The organism is Arthrobacter sp. AQ5-05 (assembly GCF_003287975.1).
GTDB lineage: Bacteria > Actinomycetota > Actinomycetes > Actinomycetales > Micrococcaceae > Paeniglutamicibacter.
Genome location: NZ_QMKQ01000016.1, coordinates 44,210 through 61,076, shown reverse-complemented (window position 1 = coordinate 61,076; position 16,867 = coordinate 44,210). Strand labels below are relative to the sequence as shown.

The 16,867-nt window shown below is 62.8% G+C and carries 11 protein-coding genes; 4 read left to right on the top strand and 7 right to left on the bottom strand.

Annotated features, from left to right (window positions below; all coding sequences use genetic code 11):
* The first annotated feature begins 183 nt into the window (after nt 1-183).
* Nucleotides 184-1,866, top strand: a complete 1,683-nt coding sequence (locus DQ353_RS14030) for a GAF domain-containing sensor histidine kinase (protein WP_113763360.1) — start codon at nt 184-186, stop codon at nt 1,864-1,866.
* A gap of 46 nt (nt 1,867-1,912) precedes the next feature.
* Here DQ353_RS14030 and DQ353_RS14025 read toward each other — a convergent pair whose 3' ends face one another.
* Complete coding sequence (locus DQ353_RS14025; RefSeq protein WP_113763359.1) at nt 1,913-3,559, bottom strand: ABC1 kinase family protein; 1,647 nt, start codon at nt 3,557-3,559, stop codon at nt 1,913-1,915.
* Between the two features lie 337 nt (nt 3,560-3,896).
* Here DQ353_RS14025 and ligD point away from each other — a divergent pair, with 337 nt between their 5' ends.
* Complete coding sequence (gene ligD / locus DQ353_RS14020) at nt 3,897-4,766, top strand: non-homologous end-joining DNA ligase (protein WP_113763358.1); 870 nt, start codon at nt 3,897-3,899, stop codon at nt 4,764-4,766.
* A 109-nt stretch (nt 4,767-4,875) separates the two neighbouring features.
* Here ligD and DQ353_RS14015 read toward each other — a convergent pair whose 3' ends face one another.
* A complete protein-coding gene (locus DQ353_RS14015) occupies nt 4,876-7,311 on the bottom strand; it encodes a phosphoketolase family protein (protein WP_113763400.1) in 2,436 nt (811 codons plus the stop codon).
* 311 nt (nt 7,312-7,622) lie between these two features.
* Here DQ353_RS14015 and DQ353_RS14010 point away from each other — a divergent pair, with 311 nt between their 5' ends.
* Together DQ353_RS14010 and mgtA are read left to right on the top strand one after the other, a co-directional pair.
* Nucleotides 7,623-8,084 (top strand): universal stress protein, encoded by a 462-nt coding sequence (locus DQ353_RS14010; RefSeq protein WP_286166822.1) that lies wholly within the window; start codon nt 7,623-7,625, stop codon nt 8,082-8,084.
* A gap of 32 nt (nt 8,085-8,116) precedes the next feature.
* Nucleotides 8,117-10,795 carry a magnesium-translocating P-type ATPase gene (gene mgtA, locus DQ353_RS14005; RefSeq protein ID WP_113763399.1) on the top strand — a complete coding sequence of 893 codons (2,679 nt, stop codon included), beginning with the start codon at nt 8,117-8,119 and terminating at the stop codon, nt 10,793-10,795.
* Here mgtA and DQ353_RS14000 read toward each other — a convergent pair.
* The 5 genes from DQ353_RS14000 to DQ353_RS13980 form a co-directional block, all read right to left on the bottom strand.
* Nucleotides 10,792-11,940 (bottom strand): acetate/propionate family kinase, encoded by a 1,149-nt coding sequence (locus tag DQ353_RS14000; protein WP_113763356.1) that lies wholly within the window; start codon nt 11,938-11,940, stop codon nt 10,792-10,794. The two genes, mgtA and DQ353_RS14000, sit on opposite strands and share 4 nt — an antisense overlap.
* A gap of 1,003 nt (nt 11,941-12,943) precedes the next feature.
* Nucleotides 12,944-13,762 carry a phosphonate ABC transporter, permease protein PhnE gene (gene phnE / locus DQ353_RS13995; protein WP_113763355.1) on the bottom strand — a complete coding sequence of 273 codons (819 nt, stop codon included), beginning with the start codon at nt 13,760-13,762 and terminating at the stop codon, nt 12,944-12,946.
* The gene (locus DQ353_RS13990; RefSeq protein WP_113763354.1) at nt 13,759-14,568 is read right to left on the bottom strand and encodes a phosphonate ABC transporter ATP-binding protein; all 810 of its coding nucleotides are present in this window, start codon (nt 14,566-14,568) and stop codon (nt 13,759-13,761) included. The genes phnE and DQ353_RS13990 overlap by 4 nt, the downstream gene beginning before the upstream one ends.
* Complete coding sequence (locus DQ353_RS13985; RefSeq protein ID WP_113763353.1) at nt 14,568-15,482, bottom strand: phosphate/phosphite/phosphonate ABC transporter substrate-binding protein; 915 nt, start codon at nt 15,480-15,482, stop codon at nt 14,568-14,570. Before DQ353_RS13985 ends, DQ353_RS13990 begins: the two co-directional genes overlap by 1 nt.
* A 14-nt stretch (nt 15,483-15,496) precedes the next feature.
* Nucleotides 15,497-16,696 carry a TIGR03364 family FAD-dependent oxidoreductase gene (locus DQ353_RS13980; RefSeq protein ID WP_113763398.1) on the bottom strand — a complete coding sequence of 400 codons (1,200 nt, stop codon included), beginning with the start codon at nt 16,694-16,696 and terminating at the stop codon, nt 15,497-15,499.
* Nucleotides 16,697-16,867: the final 171 nt, after the last annotated feature.

Here is a 16,867-nt window from a genome sequence, read left to right as displayed (position 1 = left end):
GGCCAGTGGGTCTTCGCTGCTTCACAGCGTGGGGAGCCAAGGGCGCCGCCGGGGTCGGTGGATGACCTTGTGGCAACTCGCGCAGGCATGGTGGCTACGCCCCTTGGGGCGTATCGTGGGCCAAGGGGTCGGCAAACGGATCATGTCACGGTTTCAGTAGCCAACATTCGATGGAGGCGACCAATGGAAGAATCGGTTTCGCGTGCCCAGCATCCGGACGCGAGACTCCAGGGACTGCTCTCGGCAGTGCTGTCCATTGCGGAAGAACTGAGCCTCGAAGCAGTGCTTCGGCGGGTGGTTCAGTCCGCTTGCCAGCTGTTGGACGCCCAGTACGGCGCGCTTGGAGTCCTTGGAGACGGTAAGGAATTGAGCCACTTCATTACCGAAGGCATCGACGCGGAACTGGGGCGCCTCATCGGGCCGTTGCCCACCGGTCATGGCGTTCTCGGGCTCTTGATCCGTGATCCACGGCCAATCAGGCTCCCCGATCTGCATGAGCACCCCGCATCATACGGGTTTCCGAAGCACCATCCACCAATGCGTACGTTTCTGGGCGTCCCAATCCGGATCCATGACGAGGTGTTCGGGAACCTGTACCTGACCGAAAAGAGGGATGGAAAGCTTTTTACGGCTGAAGACGAGGAGCTGGCAGTGGCCCTTGCCGGTGCAGCCGGGTTTGCCATCGAGAACGCGAAACTATTTGATGAAGCCCAATTGCGAACCCGATGGCTGGAAGCCGGTAGAAAAGTTGCCGTCCACATGATGGGCGCGGCAACGAAGAACATCGGGTCGGGCCCGGAGTTCGTGGCGCAAGCGGCCCTTGAAGCTTCGGAATCGGCCATGGTCCTGATCTGCAACCCATCGGACAACGGAGAAGAATTTGAGGTAGTCGCAAAATCGGCGGGGTTGTTGCCCGGGGTGAGTCGGCTCCCGCTGAAACTGGATCCGGGGGCTGTTCGAAGTGTTCTGGCTTCGGGCCAGCCCGTGGCCTTTGAAAAAGCATCTGGCTTGCTTGGACCGGACTTCTCCTCGGCAGATGGTCCTGCCCTCTTGGCTCGTCTTGGTACCAAGAGCGCTGCCCAGGGATTGTTGGTGCTCCTCCGGGGGAACGGCGGTGCGTTGTTCTCGACGGTGGTTATCGAAATGGTCGCCGTTTTTTGTGCTCAGTCGGCGTTGTCACTGGAATTGGCCAAGGCCCACCAGCTCCGTGAACAGCTGATCTTGTATACGGACAGAGACCGAATCGCCCAAGATCTTCACGACGTCGTCATCCAACGCCTGTTTGCCGCAGGACTGAACGTACAAAGTCTGGGTCGTTTCGTCATCGACCCACAGGGACTTTCGCGCATCCGGACAATCACCGATGAACTGGACGCAACGATCAAAGAACTGCGGGAAACCATTTATTCGCTGAGGGTCTCCACTGGTGAGAGGGAACTGCTGAGCAGCCGAATCCTGAATGCCGTGCGGGAAGTCTCCAAGTCCCTTTCGTTTACGCCGAGCATCGTGTTGTCCGGGCCCCTTGACTCACAGGTCTCGCCGAATGTTGCGCAGAACCTCCTCGCGGTGGTCACCGAGGGCGTCAGCAATGCCGTCAGGCATTCTCAGGGGGACGAAATCGTAGTCGCCGTGGCCATAAACGAAGCCAGATTGAACGTCACGGTGAGCGATAACGGCCGCGGAATTGGCAATCCGGCCGGACGGAGCGGATTGGAAAACCTCGAAACCCGGGCCCTGAAGCTTAACGGCGTATTTCAGGTGGAAGGCGATGCAGTCCAGGGCACGCGATTGTTTTGGTCTGTTCCATTGTCCCGCGATGGCACTGCTCGGGTTCGAGTGACCTTTCCCGAAGATTACATCGTGTAGCGGGCAGAAGGCCATCCCAATCTTGATTGAGAGGCGCAGCGCATCACTACGGCCCGGGGCGTCGTGCCTTCGGTCTGGAAGTCCACGCCAGGTAACCGCCCATGGCCCCCATGGCGCCGAGACCGCCGGCAAGCAACCAGTTTTGCCACGAATTCAATCGATCACGGTCAGCAGTTGTTAGATCCCCGATTCCGCGGATGAACGCTGCGAGAATCATGCCTGCCACGAGCCGATTTCCGATGCGTTCCGCCCGGGCAAGCAACGGCAGGAGGTCGTCGGAACGGAGTCGCACCTCGGGGCCGTCGTCGAGGTTTCGAAGCACGCGCTCCAGGAGTTCGGGCAGGTCGGCGCCGAGGTCCGCAGCATCCAATCCCCACTGCTTGAGCATGCCAGGTAGTCTGCGCGGATTGAGCCGTTCGAGGGCCAGCCTGCCCGCATAGGGCTTGAGCACCTCACCGAGATTGAACTCGGGATTGAGCCGAACGCCCATGCCTTCGGTCATCAGGATCATCTTTGCCAGCATCGCCATTTCGCTGGGCAATTGAAGCCGGTGGGTGCGCAGGATGGCGAGGAGCTCGGTGACGAGGGACGAGAGCTGGACTTCGCCAAGAAGCTTGCCCTGATATTGCCGCATGAAGTGTCCGATGTCCTGCACGAGTCGTTCCCGGTTTGTGGTGTTCGTGTTGATCGAGAGCTGAATCAGGCAGCGGGAAATCCGGTCGGCGTCATTCCTGCTGAACGCAAGGAGTAGCTTGCCGAGTTGGTCTCGGAGACGCTCGCTCAGCTCGCCAACCATTCCAAAATCGATCAACCCAATACACCCGGTGGATTCAACGAACAGATTTCCGGGGTGTGGGTCTGCGTGGAAGAACCCATCATCGAAGATCATTTGCGCGATTGCTCGTGTGGCCTGCTCGGCCAATTGGTCCCGTGCGGCCACGGGCATGGCGCGGATCTTTGCATCATCGATCTTCAGTCCGTGGATCCTTTCGATCGTCAGGACCCGGGACGTCGTGGTTTCCCAGAAGACCTTTGGAATGTGGATACTTGCGTCTCCGGCAAAGTTGTTGGCAAACCTCTCTGCGTTCTGGCCTTCCTTGAGGTAGTCCAACTCGGCCCGAAGCGTTGCCGCAAAGGCAGCCGCTATCGACTCCACGTTGTAGTCCGCCACGGCGCTCCAATTGCGGCTTGCCTGGTGGGCCAGGTTTTGCAGGATCTCCAGGTCTTCCTGCACCTGTGAGACAACGCCGGGCCGCCGAACCTTGACGACCACAGCGGTGCCGTTGTGCAGGGTCGCGGCATGGGCTTGGCCGATGGACGCGCTGGCCAAGGGAGCATCACTGAAGTCGGCAAACACTTCCTCGGGAGATGCGCCCAATTCCTGTGTGATCAAGGAACGAATGATGTTTGACGGAACGGGAAGTGTACCGTCTTGGAGCCTGGAAAGCGCCGCAAGGTAGTTTGGCGGAAGTAGGTCCGGCCGCGTGGAAAGCACTTGCCCAAGTTTGATGAAGGCGGGCCCCAGCTCTTCCAAGGCCAGAACCAGGCGATCCGGATTACTCAACGGTCCGGACGAGCGTGGTATCGAACGCAACTGCAGCCGTTCCAGTCCTAGAACGTTCACCAACGATTCGAAACCATGCCTGACGAGGATTTCCGCAACTTCAGCATAGCGTTCAAAGTGCGAGGTCACGGTTCACTCCTGGGCTTGGATGCTTCGGCCGGACGGAGGAAGCAACCGAGGACGGGAACCCCAGAACAGACCAGTAACATGATCGACAGCGTAGCCCTGATGGTGGCCCAGGGCATAGGGCGGCGGCGGGGCCGGACAAGCTATTCGGCTCGTGATAGCTCTGGACATCTGTCGATCCCGGCATCAGAATCGAGAGTCAATGATCGCAGAGGAAAGGTGATCCTCGAATGAACGACGGTGCCGGGCTCGAGACCGTGGTTGGCCAGGGACCCGGATGCGGACGGCCTCAAAGCCAAGCTGTCGGTAACCCGAACCGTTGTGGAACCCGGGGCTCACCATGAGCGCGCAGGAATTGCATGTGGACGGTGGAGCTGTCCGTTTCACGCACCCCGGGAAGGTTCTCTATCCGGAAACCGGTACCACCAAGCTGGATGTGGCCATGTACTACATGCAAGTAGCCCCGGTAATGATCCCATGGGCCAGGGACCGGCCCGCAACCCGTAAACGATGGGTTGACGGAGTGGGAACCGGCACAGATCCCGGCAAGAGCTTCTTCCAGAAGAATCTTGATGCCTCCACGCCCGAGTGGGTACTGCGCCAAAGAATGCAGCACAAGGATCATGTGAATATCTATCCGATGGTCAACGATGCCCGGACATTGGTATGGCTTGCCCAGACTGCGACCCTCGAGATCCACGCGCCGCAATGGCGATTTTCCCCGGATGGCACTCCGCAGCACCCCGACCGCATGGTGCTGGATCTGGACCCGGGAGAAGGTGCAGGCTTGCCCGAGTGCGCCGCCGTGGCCCTCCTTGTCAAGGAATCGCTTGCCCAAATGGGCGTCGTCTCCCTCCCTGTCACCAGCGGACGCAAGGGCTTGCACGTGTATGCCGAGCTTGACGGAAAGAGGACGTCGGACGAGGTCGCACGCCTGGCACATGAACTGGCCATGTCCTTGGAAAGTGAATATCCGGAGATGGTGGTCAGCCGCATGGACAAGGAATTGCGTCGGGGAAAGGTGCTGGTCGACTGGAGCCAAAACTGGCCGGGAAAGACGACGGTTGTTCCATACTCCTTGCGAGGCTCGGCGCTCCCGACCGTGGCTGCACCGCGGCGTTGGGAGGAGATCGACGCGGTGGATCTGGCCCAGCTGGACTATCGTGAGGTGCTGGCACGGATCGAAGCAGGAATCGTGCCGGGACTATGAACCAGCCGCAGATGCTTCCCGCCCGGGGGCGAACCCTTCGGCGCTAGCGGGAATCTGTCTTGAACGCCGCAGGACCAGGACAGTGATGGTCCTTTACCTGCGAGGGGTTTCAGCCCCGAGGCGGGGACCAGACCCAGTCGCGGATTTCGGGCATGTCCTCCAAATGCCGGCGAATGTAGGCTTCGTGTTTCACGAGCATGGCCCGGCAGTGCTCCACCAGTTCGAGGGCGCCGTCGAACTGGCCGTCGACCCGGTTCAACGCCTCGAGGGCAAGGTGGTAGCGGCTCATGCGGTTGAGGACCACCATGTCGAACGGCGTCGTCGTAGTTCCTTGTTCGTTGTAGCCGCGGACGTGGAAACGGCCCGGATTCGAGCGTCCGTGCAGCAGTTGGTGTATGGCTCGGGCGTACCCATGCCATGCCACGACAACATCGCGCTCAGCGGTGAACAGGCCTTCGAAACCGGCGTCGGTGAGCCCATGGGGATGGACGGCATGGGGCGGAAGCACGAACACATCCATCACATTGACCACCCGGACCCGCAGCCCGGGTACATAGCGCTGCAACAACCATGCCGCGGCGAGCGTCTCCTCGGTAGGGACATCGCCGGCGCAGGCCAGGACGATGTCCGGCTCGGCCTGCGGCAACTGCCCGTCGGCAGCCGTGACGGATGATTCGGTGCCGGTCCTTGTGCTCCGGCCGCTGATCGTGTTTCCGGGTGAATCCTCGTTGCCCGCCCACCGCCAGATCGAGGCACCGGCTGCGGCGTGTCGGCGGGCCTCCTCCAGATTCAGGTATTGGGGGTGGGGTTGCTTGTCCACGACGACCAGGTTCAGGTGGCCATTGCTGTGTAGGACGTGTTCGGCCGTGGCCAACAAGGTGTTGGAGTCCGGGGGAAGATAGACCCGGACCACCGAGCCGGACAGGGACAGCACGGTGTCGATCAGGCCCGGTCCCTGGTGGCTGAAGCCATTGTGGTCGTTGCGCCAACACGTCGATGTGAGCAGGATGTTCAGGCTGGGCACGGGGTGCCGCCAGGGTAGTTCACGGGCGTGCTGGAGCCATTTGGCGTGTTGGACGGTCATGGAGGCGCTCACCATGGCAAACGCTTCATAGGTGGCAAAGAATCCATATCGTCCGGTGAGGACGTAGCCTTCGAGCCAGCCCTGACAGAGGTGCTCCGAAAGGACCTCCATGACGCGGCCGTTCCGGGACAAATGGTCATCGCCGTCCAACGACGGAGTCATCAGGCACCTGTCGGTGACCTCGAAGACGGCACCAAGTCGATTGCTGTTGGTCTCATCCGGGCTGAACAGCCTGAACCGGGGATCCTGGGCCGTATCGGCATAGATGTCGCGAAACATCTCACCCAACGGCCTGGTGGTTTCGTGTTTGGTGGAACCCGGAGCACCCACCTTGAGGGCATAGTCTTCCAGCGGCCGCAGCGGCAGCGGGGCCGACGAACCGCCGTTGGCCCAGTGATTGGCGCCCATGCGCAAGTGCCCCTGGGGGGCGAGTGCCGCAAGTTCCGGAACCAGCCGTCCGTCCTCATCAAAGAGCGTTTCCGGTTTGTAGGAGCGCAACCAGGATTCCAGCTGAGCCAAGTGGGCGGGATTCTCCCGGACCGAGCCCAACGGAACCTGGTGGGCACGGAACGTGCCCTCGATCGGGACTCCATCCACGAAAGCCGGGCCCGACCAGCCCTTTGGGGTGCGCATGACGATGGCAGGCCACGGGGCAGGCCCTGTGTTTCCACGACTGCGGGCCCGCTCCTGGATCTGGATGATCCGGGTGTGGGAGTCGGCGAGGGCCCGGGCAAGGCTCGTATGTACAAGGGCAGGGTCGTCACCGGTGACCATGACCGGTTCCCAGCCGTGAGCGCGCAACAGCGCCATGACTTGGCTGTCGGAACGCCGGCCCAGGATCGTGGGACCGGAAATCTTGTGACCGTTGAGGTGCAGAACCGGCAGGACGGCCCCATCCCGGTCAGGGTTCAGGAACGAAGGAGCCTTCCATGCTCCTTCCAATGGGCCCGTTTCGGCTTCCCCGTCGCCGACCACGCAGGCGACTATGAGGTCGGGGTTGTCCATTGCGGCACCGGTTGCATGTGCCAGCGAGTAGCCCAACTCCCCGCCTTCGTGGATGGAACCGGGTGTGGCCGGCCCTACATGGCTGGGGATGCCGCCCGGAGTGGAAAACTGACGGACCAGCCGTTGCAGCCCCGGAAGATCCCGGCCGACCTCGGGGTAGATCTCGGAATAGGTTCCTTCCAGATACAGGTTGGCTACCACTGCGGGTCCGCCGTGTCCGGGACCGGTCATGAACAGGACCTGGGCGCCGGTCATGCGGATGAGCCGATTGAGATTCACATAGATCATGGACAATCCGGGACTCGTTCCCCAATGCCCCAGCAGCCGCGGCTTGATGTGTCCAGCGGCCAATGGAACGCGCAGCAACGCATTGTCCTGGAGGTAGATCTGGGCAACGGTCAGGTAATTTGCCGCATTCCAGTACCGGTTCAGGAGGTCGAGCTCTCCTGCATCCATGGCCGGGACCGGAGCCTGCACTGCCGGGGGATCGACGGGATTGAACCGATTCTTCAAGGACTGCTCCAAGTGGCCGTTGCCTGATCCGGATTCACCCGACCGGTGCTTCGAATCGAGTGGCGGATGCTGCGGTGCTTCCACTGTTGCACGGATCCGGCAGGACGGTTAGGGACGTTGTACCCTGTTCGGCAGCGTCGCACAGGGCCAATGATTGATATCCGGGGACGGATGGTCTCGGCGGTGGCCCCTGGCTCATGACATGTCGTTTGCCCCGTGCCGCGTTGACGACGAACGGTAGAACGATGGAAGACATGGCCAGCATTGATCGTGCACACATCCTGGTGGGAGTAGATGGATCTGCCGGTTCCGTGGAAGCCCTCAAATGGGCAGCCAAGCTGGCTCCTTCCCTCGGGGCGGTAGTCGTTGCCGTCAACGTGTGGCATTTTGAAAACGCCTGGGGTGCCTATGCATCCCCGACCTGGAATCCGGAGACAGACGCGCAACAGGTGATGGACGATTCCCTGGCCGAGGCCTTCGGAAACAATATGCCTGAGGGCCTGTTTGCGCAGTGCTGCCAGGGCATGCCCGCGCGCATCCTGATTGAGCGAAGCGCTTCAGCCTGCATGCTGGTCGTCGGTTCGCGCGGTCATGGAGGATTCGCCGGCTTGTTGCTCGGATCCGTCAGCTCGGCGTGTGCGGAGCATGCAAAGTGTCCGGTGCTCGTGGTCCATTCACCGTCGCAACCACCAACGGAAGAATCGATCGGAACATGAAGCCGGCGGGGGTCCAAGTAGCCGGACTGGGAATGGCGGCGAGCCCGGCACTTTCGATCCAAGACGCCGCCCGCCGGCCAACGGAACGTGTCCTGCTTGACCTGGACACGACCAAGGTGGGGCTGGGCGAGCCGGAAGCGGCACGACGGCTAGCCGTGGTGGGCCCCAACGCATTGCGAACCCATAAGGCACAGCCTTGGGCTGTGCTGTGGAGGCAACTGCGTAGTCCGATCCTCATGCTCCTATTGGCCACTGCCGGTTTATCCGTCTTTCTGGGGGACATCACCAACTCGGTGGTTATTGCCGTGATCTTGGCGGTCAGTATCGGATTGGGTTTCAGCAGCGAATTCCGGGCTGAACGCGCAGCGGAGGCACTTCACAAACGCGTGACCCACACCGTTGTGGCCCTGCGGGATGGCAAGGAGCGCCAACTCGACGTTGTGAGGTTGGTTCCCGGCGATGTCGTCCGGCTATTCTTGGGCGCTATCGTGCCTGCCGATATCAGGCTCTTGGTTTGTGACGAGATGTCGTGCGACGAAAGCATCCTCACGGGGGAATCACTGCCGGTTCGAAAGGATCCTGCCCCCGTTGGCGGTGAGGTTTCCGTTGGGGACATGAGTTCGTGCGCCTTCATGGGAACCGTCATCCAATTCGGCAGTTGCACCGGCGTGGTTGTGGCCACGGGCGGCCGCGCCGAGTTTGGCCAAATCGCCTTGGGTTTGGGGGAAGGACAGCCGCAAACCGAATTCCAGCAAGGCCTCAAGCGTTTCTCGTACCTTCTTCTGCAGGTGGCGGTCGTCCTGACTACGCTCATCTTCATCGCGAACCTGCTACTTGGCCGTCCGTTCATCGAGTCATTGCTGTTCTCCCTGGCGATTGCGGTGGGCATAACGCCCCAGCTGTTGCCCGCAGTGGTAAGCACCTGCCTAGCCACCGGGACCAGGATGTTGGCCAGACGGAATGTCCTGGTCAAACGTCTGGTCTGCATCGAAGACCTGGGAGACATGGACGTGCTGGTCACCGACAAGACCGGGACCCTGACCGAGGGTCGCATCGGCTTCTCGAAGGCACTGCCGGTGCTTCCGGACCTCTCCGTTGCGGAACTGTTCGTCCTGGGACTGGTCTCCACGGAAATGGACTTTTCCGGTGCAGTGGTCTCCACGGAAGGACACAATCCCTTGGACACCGCGTTATGGAATGCTCCGGCAGCCCGTGAATTTGTGCCGGGCAGCTGGAAGCGGGTGGACATTGTTCCCTTTGACCACCAACGCAGGATGTCCAGTGTTCTGGTGTCGGACCCGGCCGGGAACCAACGCATCATCAGCAAGGGTGCCCCGGAAGATCTCATGCGCTTGTGTGTCGACGTCCCTCCCGATGCGCATTCCCGACTTGATGAACTATACGATCAGGGCGCGAGAGTGGTCGCTGTGGCTACCCGTGCCACCGTCAACCTGCCCGGACTTGGAATCGCCGACGAACGGGGATTGCGCCTGGCCGGATTCCTTACCTTCCAGGACAACCCGAAGCCGAATGCCAAGGAGTCGCTCGTGGAGCTGGCAGCGTTGGGCATCACGGTGAAGATCGCCACGGGGGACAACGCCAGGGTGGCCGAGAAGGTGTGTCGGGAGCTGGGCCTGGTATTGGGCGGAACCCTGACCGGAATCCAGATGGACGCGATGACGGATGAGCATTTGATCGTTGCTGCCCGGGACGCAAACATCTTTGCCAGGGTTTCCCCCGAACAGAAGGCAAGACTTATCAGGCTTCTGCGGCAAGACGGAAGCGCCGTCGGATTCCTGGGGGACGGCGTCAACGACGCCCTCGGACTTCACAAGGCAGACGTAGGAATCTCTGTTGACAGCGCTACGGACGTTGCGAAGGACGCGGCCGACATTGTCCTGATGGACAAGGACCTGGGCGTCCTGGCCGAAGGAGTCCGAGACGGACGGAGGATCTTTGCCAACACCATGAAATATGTGTTGATGGGAACCTCAAGCAATTTCGGGAACATGTTCAGTGCGGCTACAGCCTCCGTTGTCTTGAGTTTCCTGCCCATGCTGCCGGGGCAAATCCTGCTCAACAACCTGCTCTATGACACCGGACAGCTTGCCATCCCCGGGGACAACGTGGACAAGGAACAGATGTTCGCACCCTCGCATTGGGACATCTCCCTTATTCGGCGCTTCATGCTCCTGTTCGGACCGATCAGTTCGCTCTTTGATTTTGCGACCTTCAGCCTGATGATCTTCGCATTCCATGCGGCTCAAGGCGAGTTTCGGGCCGGTTGGTTCATTGAATCCATCGCGACGCAAACTCTGATCATTTTTGCGATCAGGACCCGCCGTGTGCCGTTCCTTCGCAGCCGACCCTCGATGGGACTGCTTGGGTCCGCCTTGGGAGTGGTCGCGCTGGGCATTTTTATCCCCTTGTCACCGGTGGCTGGCCTGCTGGGTTTTGATCCGTTGCCTGCCCCGTTCTTCCTGTCGCTGCTTGGGCTGACGGTGGTGTACCTCGTCTTGGTCGAAATTGCCAAGAGCTGGTTCTTTTCAAGATCGGAGCGCAGGGCACCGACAAGCCGCAAACGCGGAGGGCCCCACCATGTGCATCGGCGCGCTTCTCGGTTCAGCGTTGCCGGGCCCCTGGGGCCGGGAGGTGCGCGTGTGGCCAGCAAGCAAGTTGTCCGGTCCAGCGCGGACCACCGGGCGACCTAGGGAATCGGCAACAGCGAGGCAGCGGCTGCTGCAATGACGGATGCTTCATCGGTGGGAACAACGAGAACCGGGAACGAAGAACATGCGGAGCTAATCAACCGCGTCCCCGTGGCACCTCCCTCGTTGGCGGAGCCGTCCGGCACGATTCCCAGCGGGGCCAGCTTGCCAAGAACCAACGAACGAAAAGCGGCCGAATTTTCCCCGATGCCACCGGTAAAGACCAGCACCTTGGCTCCGCCGACAGCCACATGGTAGCCGCCAATGTATTTCGCGAGTCGGTAGGCGGCGATCTCCATGGCGAGGACGGCCCTGGCCTGGCCGGCTTGGGCCGCTTCCTCGACCGATCGCATGTCACTGGTGCCGCAAAGGGCCCGCAGGCCGGACTTCCGGTTGAGAAGTTCCTCGATCGCATCGGCGTCGAGTCCCCGGCGTTGCAGGAACAAGATCACCGAGGGATCGAGGTCCCCGCACCGGGTTCCCATGACCAGGCCGTCCACGGGAGTGAAGCCCATGGACGTATCGATGCTCCGTCCTCCGCGAATGGCGGTTACGGAGGCGCCATTGCCCAAATGGGCGACGATGCCGTCGAGTGCTTCGGAAGGGATCCCGAGGAAGCTGGACGCTTGGTCGGTTACAAAGGCAAGGGAGATACCGTGAAAGCCATAGCGTCGGATCCCGTGGTCGAGGTAGAGGTCGTCCGGGATGGCAAAGCGCCAGGCAGATTCGGGCAGGGTCCGGTGGAACGCAGTGTCGAAGACGGCAACCTGAGGGATTCCGGGCCAGATGGTGGCAGCAGCACGGATTCCGGCAACGTCCTGGGGTATGTGCAGCGGCGCCAAATGAGTCAGCTGTTCCAGTGCACCGATGACCTCGTCGGTAAGCACGGTGGGTTCCGTGAAGAGTTCGCCTCCATGGACCACCCGATGTCCGATCACATCGATTTTCTGCCCAGACAAGACCGGAATCACCTGCTGGTTGACTTGGCTGAGGGTCTGCCCATACTCGCTCGGAGCTTCGACCCCGGCAAGCCTCTCGACCTGGCCGGCGACCAGCACCGTGGACCGGTTCGCGGTGCTCGGTTCTTGTAACCGGTGCAGCTGGAACTTGATTGACGATGAGCCGGAATTCAGCACCAATATGAGCACGTTGTTGTCCTCCGATGACGAGGTTTCCCGACCCCAGGTGGTAATCGCAGGAGGGTCGTCTTACCCTTATCCAGATTTTCATTTTCGGCGATACCTCGATCATGGCACCGATCGGAATCGGCCGCCAGCATGGAGCCGGACACGATTCCCAAGACGAAGGCAGCGCGAACCGCGCTGCCTTCCAGAAACCCAGGGCGATGTTGCTGCCGAGCTCGTTCGCAAGCGTATACGCGTTGTTCCTGTTGTCGGGATAGAGGAAACCCAGGCCGGGCTTTCCAGGATTCTGCATGCCAAAGGACCGGATGGTGGGGATCCTGTGGCCCAACGATGACAATGTGCTGGCTCAACCGACGGTGTGCCGCCGCAATCGATGGAGCCCAGGTGCAAGCTGAAGTGGTTGATCCTGTTACCGGTGCCAAAGGTTGGAGGATCCGGTCCGCACCCTGGGGTGGTGCCCGCGCGTCCTGATTCACGCAGTGGCATACGCGTGGAAGGTATGTCGTTCGATGGTTCCAAGGGTTTTTGGCGCTGCGGAATCATCGTGTGCAGGCCTAGGCGTGGGCTCACTGGTGTGCCTTCTCGGCAGGGCTGCCCAGCTTCGGCAAGCGCCACCAATCTGCATCGGAGGACAATGGAGGCTAAGCACCGGAGGGGTCACGACGAAGCTTCTTGCCACGTGCAGGGTGGTGTCGGCACCGAGATTTCAGCGGCGGGCCCGTTCACGGCAATTCCCGGCACCAGAACAAGCCTCGGCAGCACCGGGGCACCCAAATCCGTTCTTCGTCGGAAGCCCCGGTGGGTGCTGCAGCCCCGCCCGCCATGGCATAACGGGCCAGCCACGCGCGGCAACCAGTGCATGGCGCGTATACCGTTCGGGAGCAAGGTTCGCTTGGCGCCTGCCATGCCCCTGTGGACGGCGGAGCCTGCTTCATATGGCCCGCTGGCCTTGGACAAGCTTGCGCTCCTCCGCTCCTCCACGCAGCCCGAGGCCCGGAAAGTCCTGCTAGACCTCGAGCTTGCGCCTGATGAACGAGGAGAGCTGGTCGACCAGGATGATCAGCACCAGCACCACGATGATCTGCGTGGCCATCGCATCGAAGCGGAAGGACTTGATGGACTGGTTGATCAGCAGCCCGATGCCGCCGGCACCGACGAGTCCCAGCACCAGCGAGGAGCGCACGTTCACGTCGAAGCGGTAGAGCAGCAACCCGACGAATTGGCCCAGCACCATGGGCAGGGCCGCGTGGGTGACCTGCTGCAGGCGCGAGGCACCGGCGGTGGACAGTGCCTGTTGCGGACCGTTGTCGGTCTCCTCCATGGACTCGGCCCAGAGCTTGCCCATGACCCCGGTGTTGTGGCAGATCAACGCGAGCACCCCGGCGAAGGGGCCAAGGCCCACCGCGGTGACGAAGATCAGCGCGAACACGATGTCGGGGACCGCGCGGAAGAAGGACAGGATCGCGCGGGAGAGCTGGTACACGGCCCGGTGCGGGGTGGTGGTGCGTGAAGCGAACACCGCCAGCAGCAGGGCACTGGGAATCGAGAGCGTGGTGCCCAACAGGCCGATCCACAGCGTCACCGTGGTGGCCTTCAAGGCCGGGGCCAGCACCCCTTCCCAGTCCAGGTCCGGCGGGAAGGCGTCGGCCAGGAAGGAGGCCATGCCCTCGGCGCCGGTGACCAGTGCCGCCACCTCGAAGTCGGTGCCGCGCAGCGCGAAGACGTGCAGCACGACGAACACCGCGATGGCGGTGAGGATCGAGGTGATCCGCCACCCGGCGTTGGGGAGCTTGGGAACCGAGAGCCGTGCGACCGGTGCGCTCATGCCGCTGCCCGGTGCGGGGTGTAGAGGCGGGCCTGCATGGACGCATCCAGGCCGGAGATGTCCCCGGAGTATTCGATGCGGCCGTCTATCAGGCCGATAACGGTGTCGGCGTGGCGCAGGGCCAAATCCGGCTGATGCAGCACCGCGGCCACGGCCAGGTTTTCCTCGTGGGCCAGTTCGGCCAGCAGTGCCATGACTTCCTCGGCGGCGCGCGGGTCAAGGGCGGAGACCGGCTCGTCGGCCAGCACCACGGAAGCGCGCTGGCACAGGGCGCGGGCGACCGCCACACGCTGGGCCTGTCCGCCCGAAAGCCGGCCGGCCTTCTCATGGGCACGGTCGGCCATGCCGACGCGGGCCAGGGCAGCCATGGCCTCCTCCTTCAGCTCGCGGGGGAAGAACATCGGGCTGATGGAGGCCGGGCCGCCGAGCCTGCCCAGGGCGCCGGCGCATACGTTGTCCAGTGCGGTGCGGCGCGGGACCAGGTGGATCTTCTGGAAGACCATGGCCACCGCGGACCTGGCCTTGGCCAGTTCGGTTCCGCGCAGCGCGGACAGCTCGGTTCCGGCCAACTTGATGGAGCCGTCCTCGGGGGTCTCCAGGCCCATGATGCACTTGAGCGTGGTCGACTTGCCCGAGCCGTTGGCGCCCAGGAAGGCGACAACGGAGCCGCGGGACAGGGTGAAATCGACCCCGTCCAGCACGGTGCGTCCGCCAAAGGACTTGGTGAGGTTTTCCACCTCAAGGATGGGTTCGCCGGGCACTGCGGCTTGGGCCAGCCGGGGGATTGGAAGGTGCAGGGTGGTCATTAGATGTCCTTCTCGGTCAGGCCCATGGTTTCGGCCAGGTCGAAGAGCGGGTTGTAGGTTTCCCTGGTGACCTCGATCAGGGGCCCGGCCGGGGTGACGTCCAGGAACTTGCCCACGGCCTCGATGTCGGCCGGGGCCAGGTTCAGCAGCGCGTCCTTCACCGCGGCCTTGAAGGCCGGGTCGGCGTCCGCCGAGACAGTGATCGGGTCGTTGGGGATGGCTTCGCTTTCCCAGACCTGGCGGAATCCGGCGGGGTCGAAGTTGCCCGATTCGGTGGCGCTGGCCAGGGTCTGCGAGTTGATCTGGGCCGCGTCCACGGTGCCCTTGGCCAGGGCCAGCAGGGCCTCGGGGTGCCCGCCGGCGTAGTTCATGTTCAGTTCGTCCTCGGCGATTCCGGCCTTTTTCAGGCCGAAGCGCGGAAGCACGTCCCCGCTGGTGGAACCGACCGAGCCCAGGGCCAGGTCCTTGCCTCGCAAGTCCTCGATGGACCGGATGTCCGAGTCCTCCGGTACCCAGATGCCGGCGGTGTAGGAGGAGAGCAAGCCATCGGAGGTGCCGAAGGACGCCAGCGGCTCGGCGTTGGCCTTGGTGGAGGCGAAGACGTAGCCCATGGGACCGAACTGGCCGATGTCCAGCTTGCCGTTGCGCATCGAGAGCACTTCGGCGGCGTAGTCCTCCACGACCTGGACTTCGACCTTGCAGTCCAGTTCCTTGCCCAGTGCGGAGGCCAGGACCTGGTAGGCGGGTTCGAGCTTGGTGGGGTCTTCGAACGGTTCTATGCCGAATTTCAGTTCCCCGGTGGGGCAGAAGGCGTTGGAATCGGCGTTGGCCGGGGCCTCGGTGGAGGAGCAACCCGCCAGCGTGAAGGCAGCGAGCGCTGCCAGGGACAGGGCGAGGGTGCGAGTGGTTTTCATGGAAAGCCTGGTCCTTAGCGGGTGGTGGTGGAGGCGGTGGGCCGGGAGACGGGACGGGAGTTGAGGTTTGCCTCGGCCAGGCCGAAGGAGAGCGTCATGCCGATGCCGCTGGTCACCGAGACCAGGGTGATGGCCTCGGTGATGTCGCGCACCAGGAGCGGGGAGACCTCGGAGGAGGCATAGATGCCCTGCCAGCGTTCGGAAGTGTCGAAGGACCGGACATCGAGCACCTTCGCCGCGGCCTGCAGGAGCGTCTGGGTCGTGGATTCGTTCAGGAACGGGTCCTGGGCCAGGCCGTAGGAGTGCGAGTCCCCGAGCAGCAAGGTGCCGTCGGGACGCTGTGTGAACATCACGTTGGCGCCGATCTCCAGCAGGTCCGGGCGTGCGGCGGCGACCTGTGCGCGCAGTGCGCTCGCCGAGGGCAGCTGCGTGAAGGCGTCGTAGCGCAGCATGGAGGTCGCGGTGAGCACTGCCGGGATGATGGTGGTGCTTTCCGGGGCGGGGGCCGCGGCCATCTGCAGGGCGCAGCGGGTGATCCGGTGCTCGGCGGCGATCTGCGGGAACAGGTAATCCACGTCGTGGCCGACGCAGATGAATACCCGGTCCGCCTCGAAGGCGCCGCGGCCGGTGTCCACCCGGGCCCTGCGCGAGGTGCCGCTGCCGAAGCCCAGGGCGGCGGTGTTGAAGTGCACCGCTGCGTCGTCCTGGGCGTCGAGCCATCCGGCCAGGGTGGCGACGGTGGTGCGCGGGTCGACACGCAGGTCATCGGCCAGGAAGGCGCCGCCGCGGATGCCGTCGGTGTTTTCGCGGCCGAGCCTGGCCCGCACGGCATCCGGGTCCAGGACGGTGACCTGGCCCTCGGGGCGCGAGGCGGAGAATTCGCGCAGCAGTTGCAGCTCGGTCTCCGTCGCGGCGACCACCAGGGCGCCGGACTCGATGGCCCAGAACCCTGCCTTGGCGGCGAAGTCGAGCCAGTGCTTCCGGCCGGCCTGGGCCAGTTCGTAGAGCTCGCCGTGCTGGGCAGTGATGCAGGCATGGCCGAAGTTGCGCACCGAGGCGCCCACCGCACGGTGGTCGCGTTCGATGACGGTGACGCTCAGGCCCGCTTGCAGGGCCAGCGCGGCGTGGGCCAGGCCAATGATGCCTGCCCCGACGACCAGGACGTCGGTGCTTGCCACCGGTTCTGCGGTGGCCTCGGAATTCGTTTTGATCATGTTCACGGCATTGATGGTTGCCGCTCGGGGCACCCGGGATCAAGCCAGAACGGCACTTGTCCAAACAAGTTCACCAACGGTTCATTTGGTCGATAATCCCTTCATGACCTGTTCATTTACAGTTCACCCAGGACCCCGGATTGCCGCGGATTCCACTTGTATGCTCAAGTA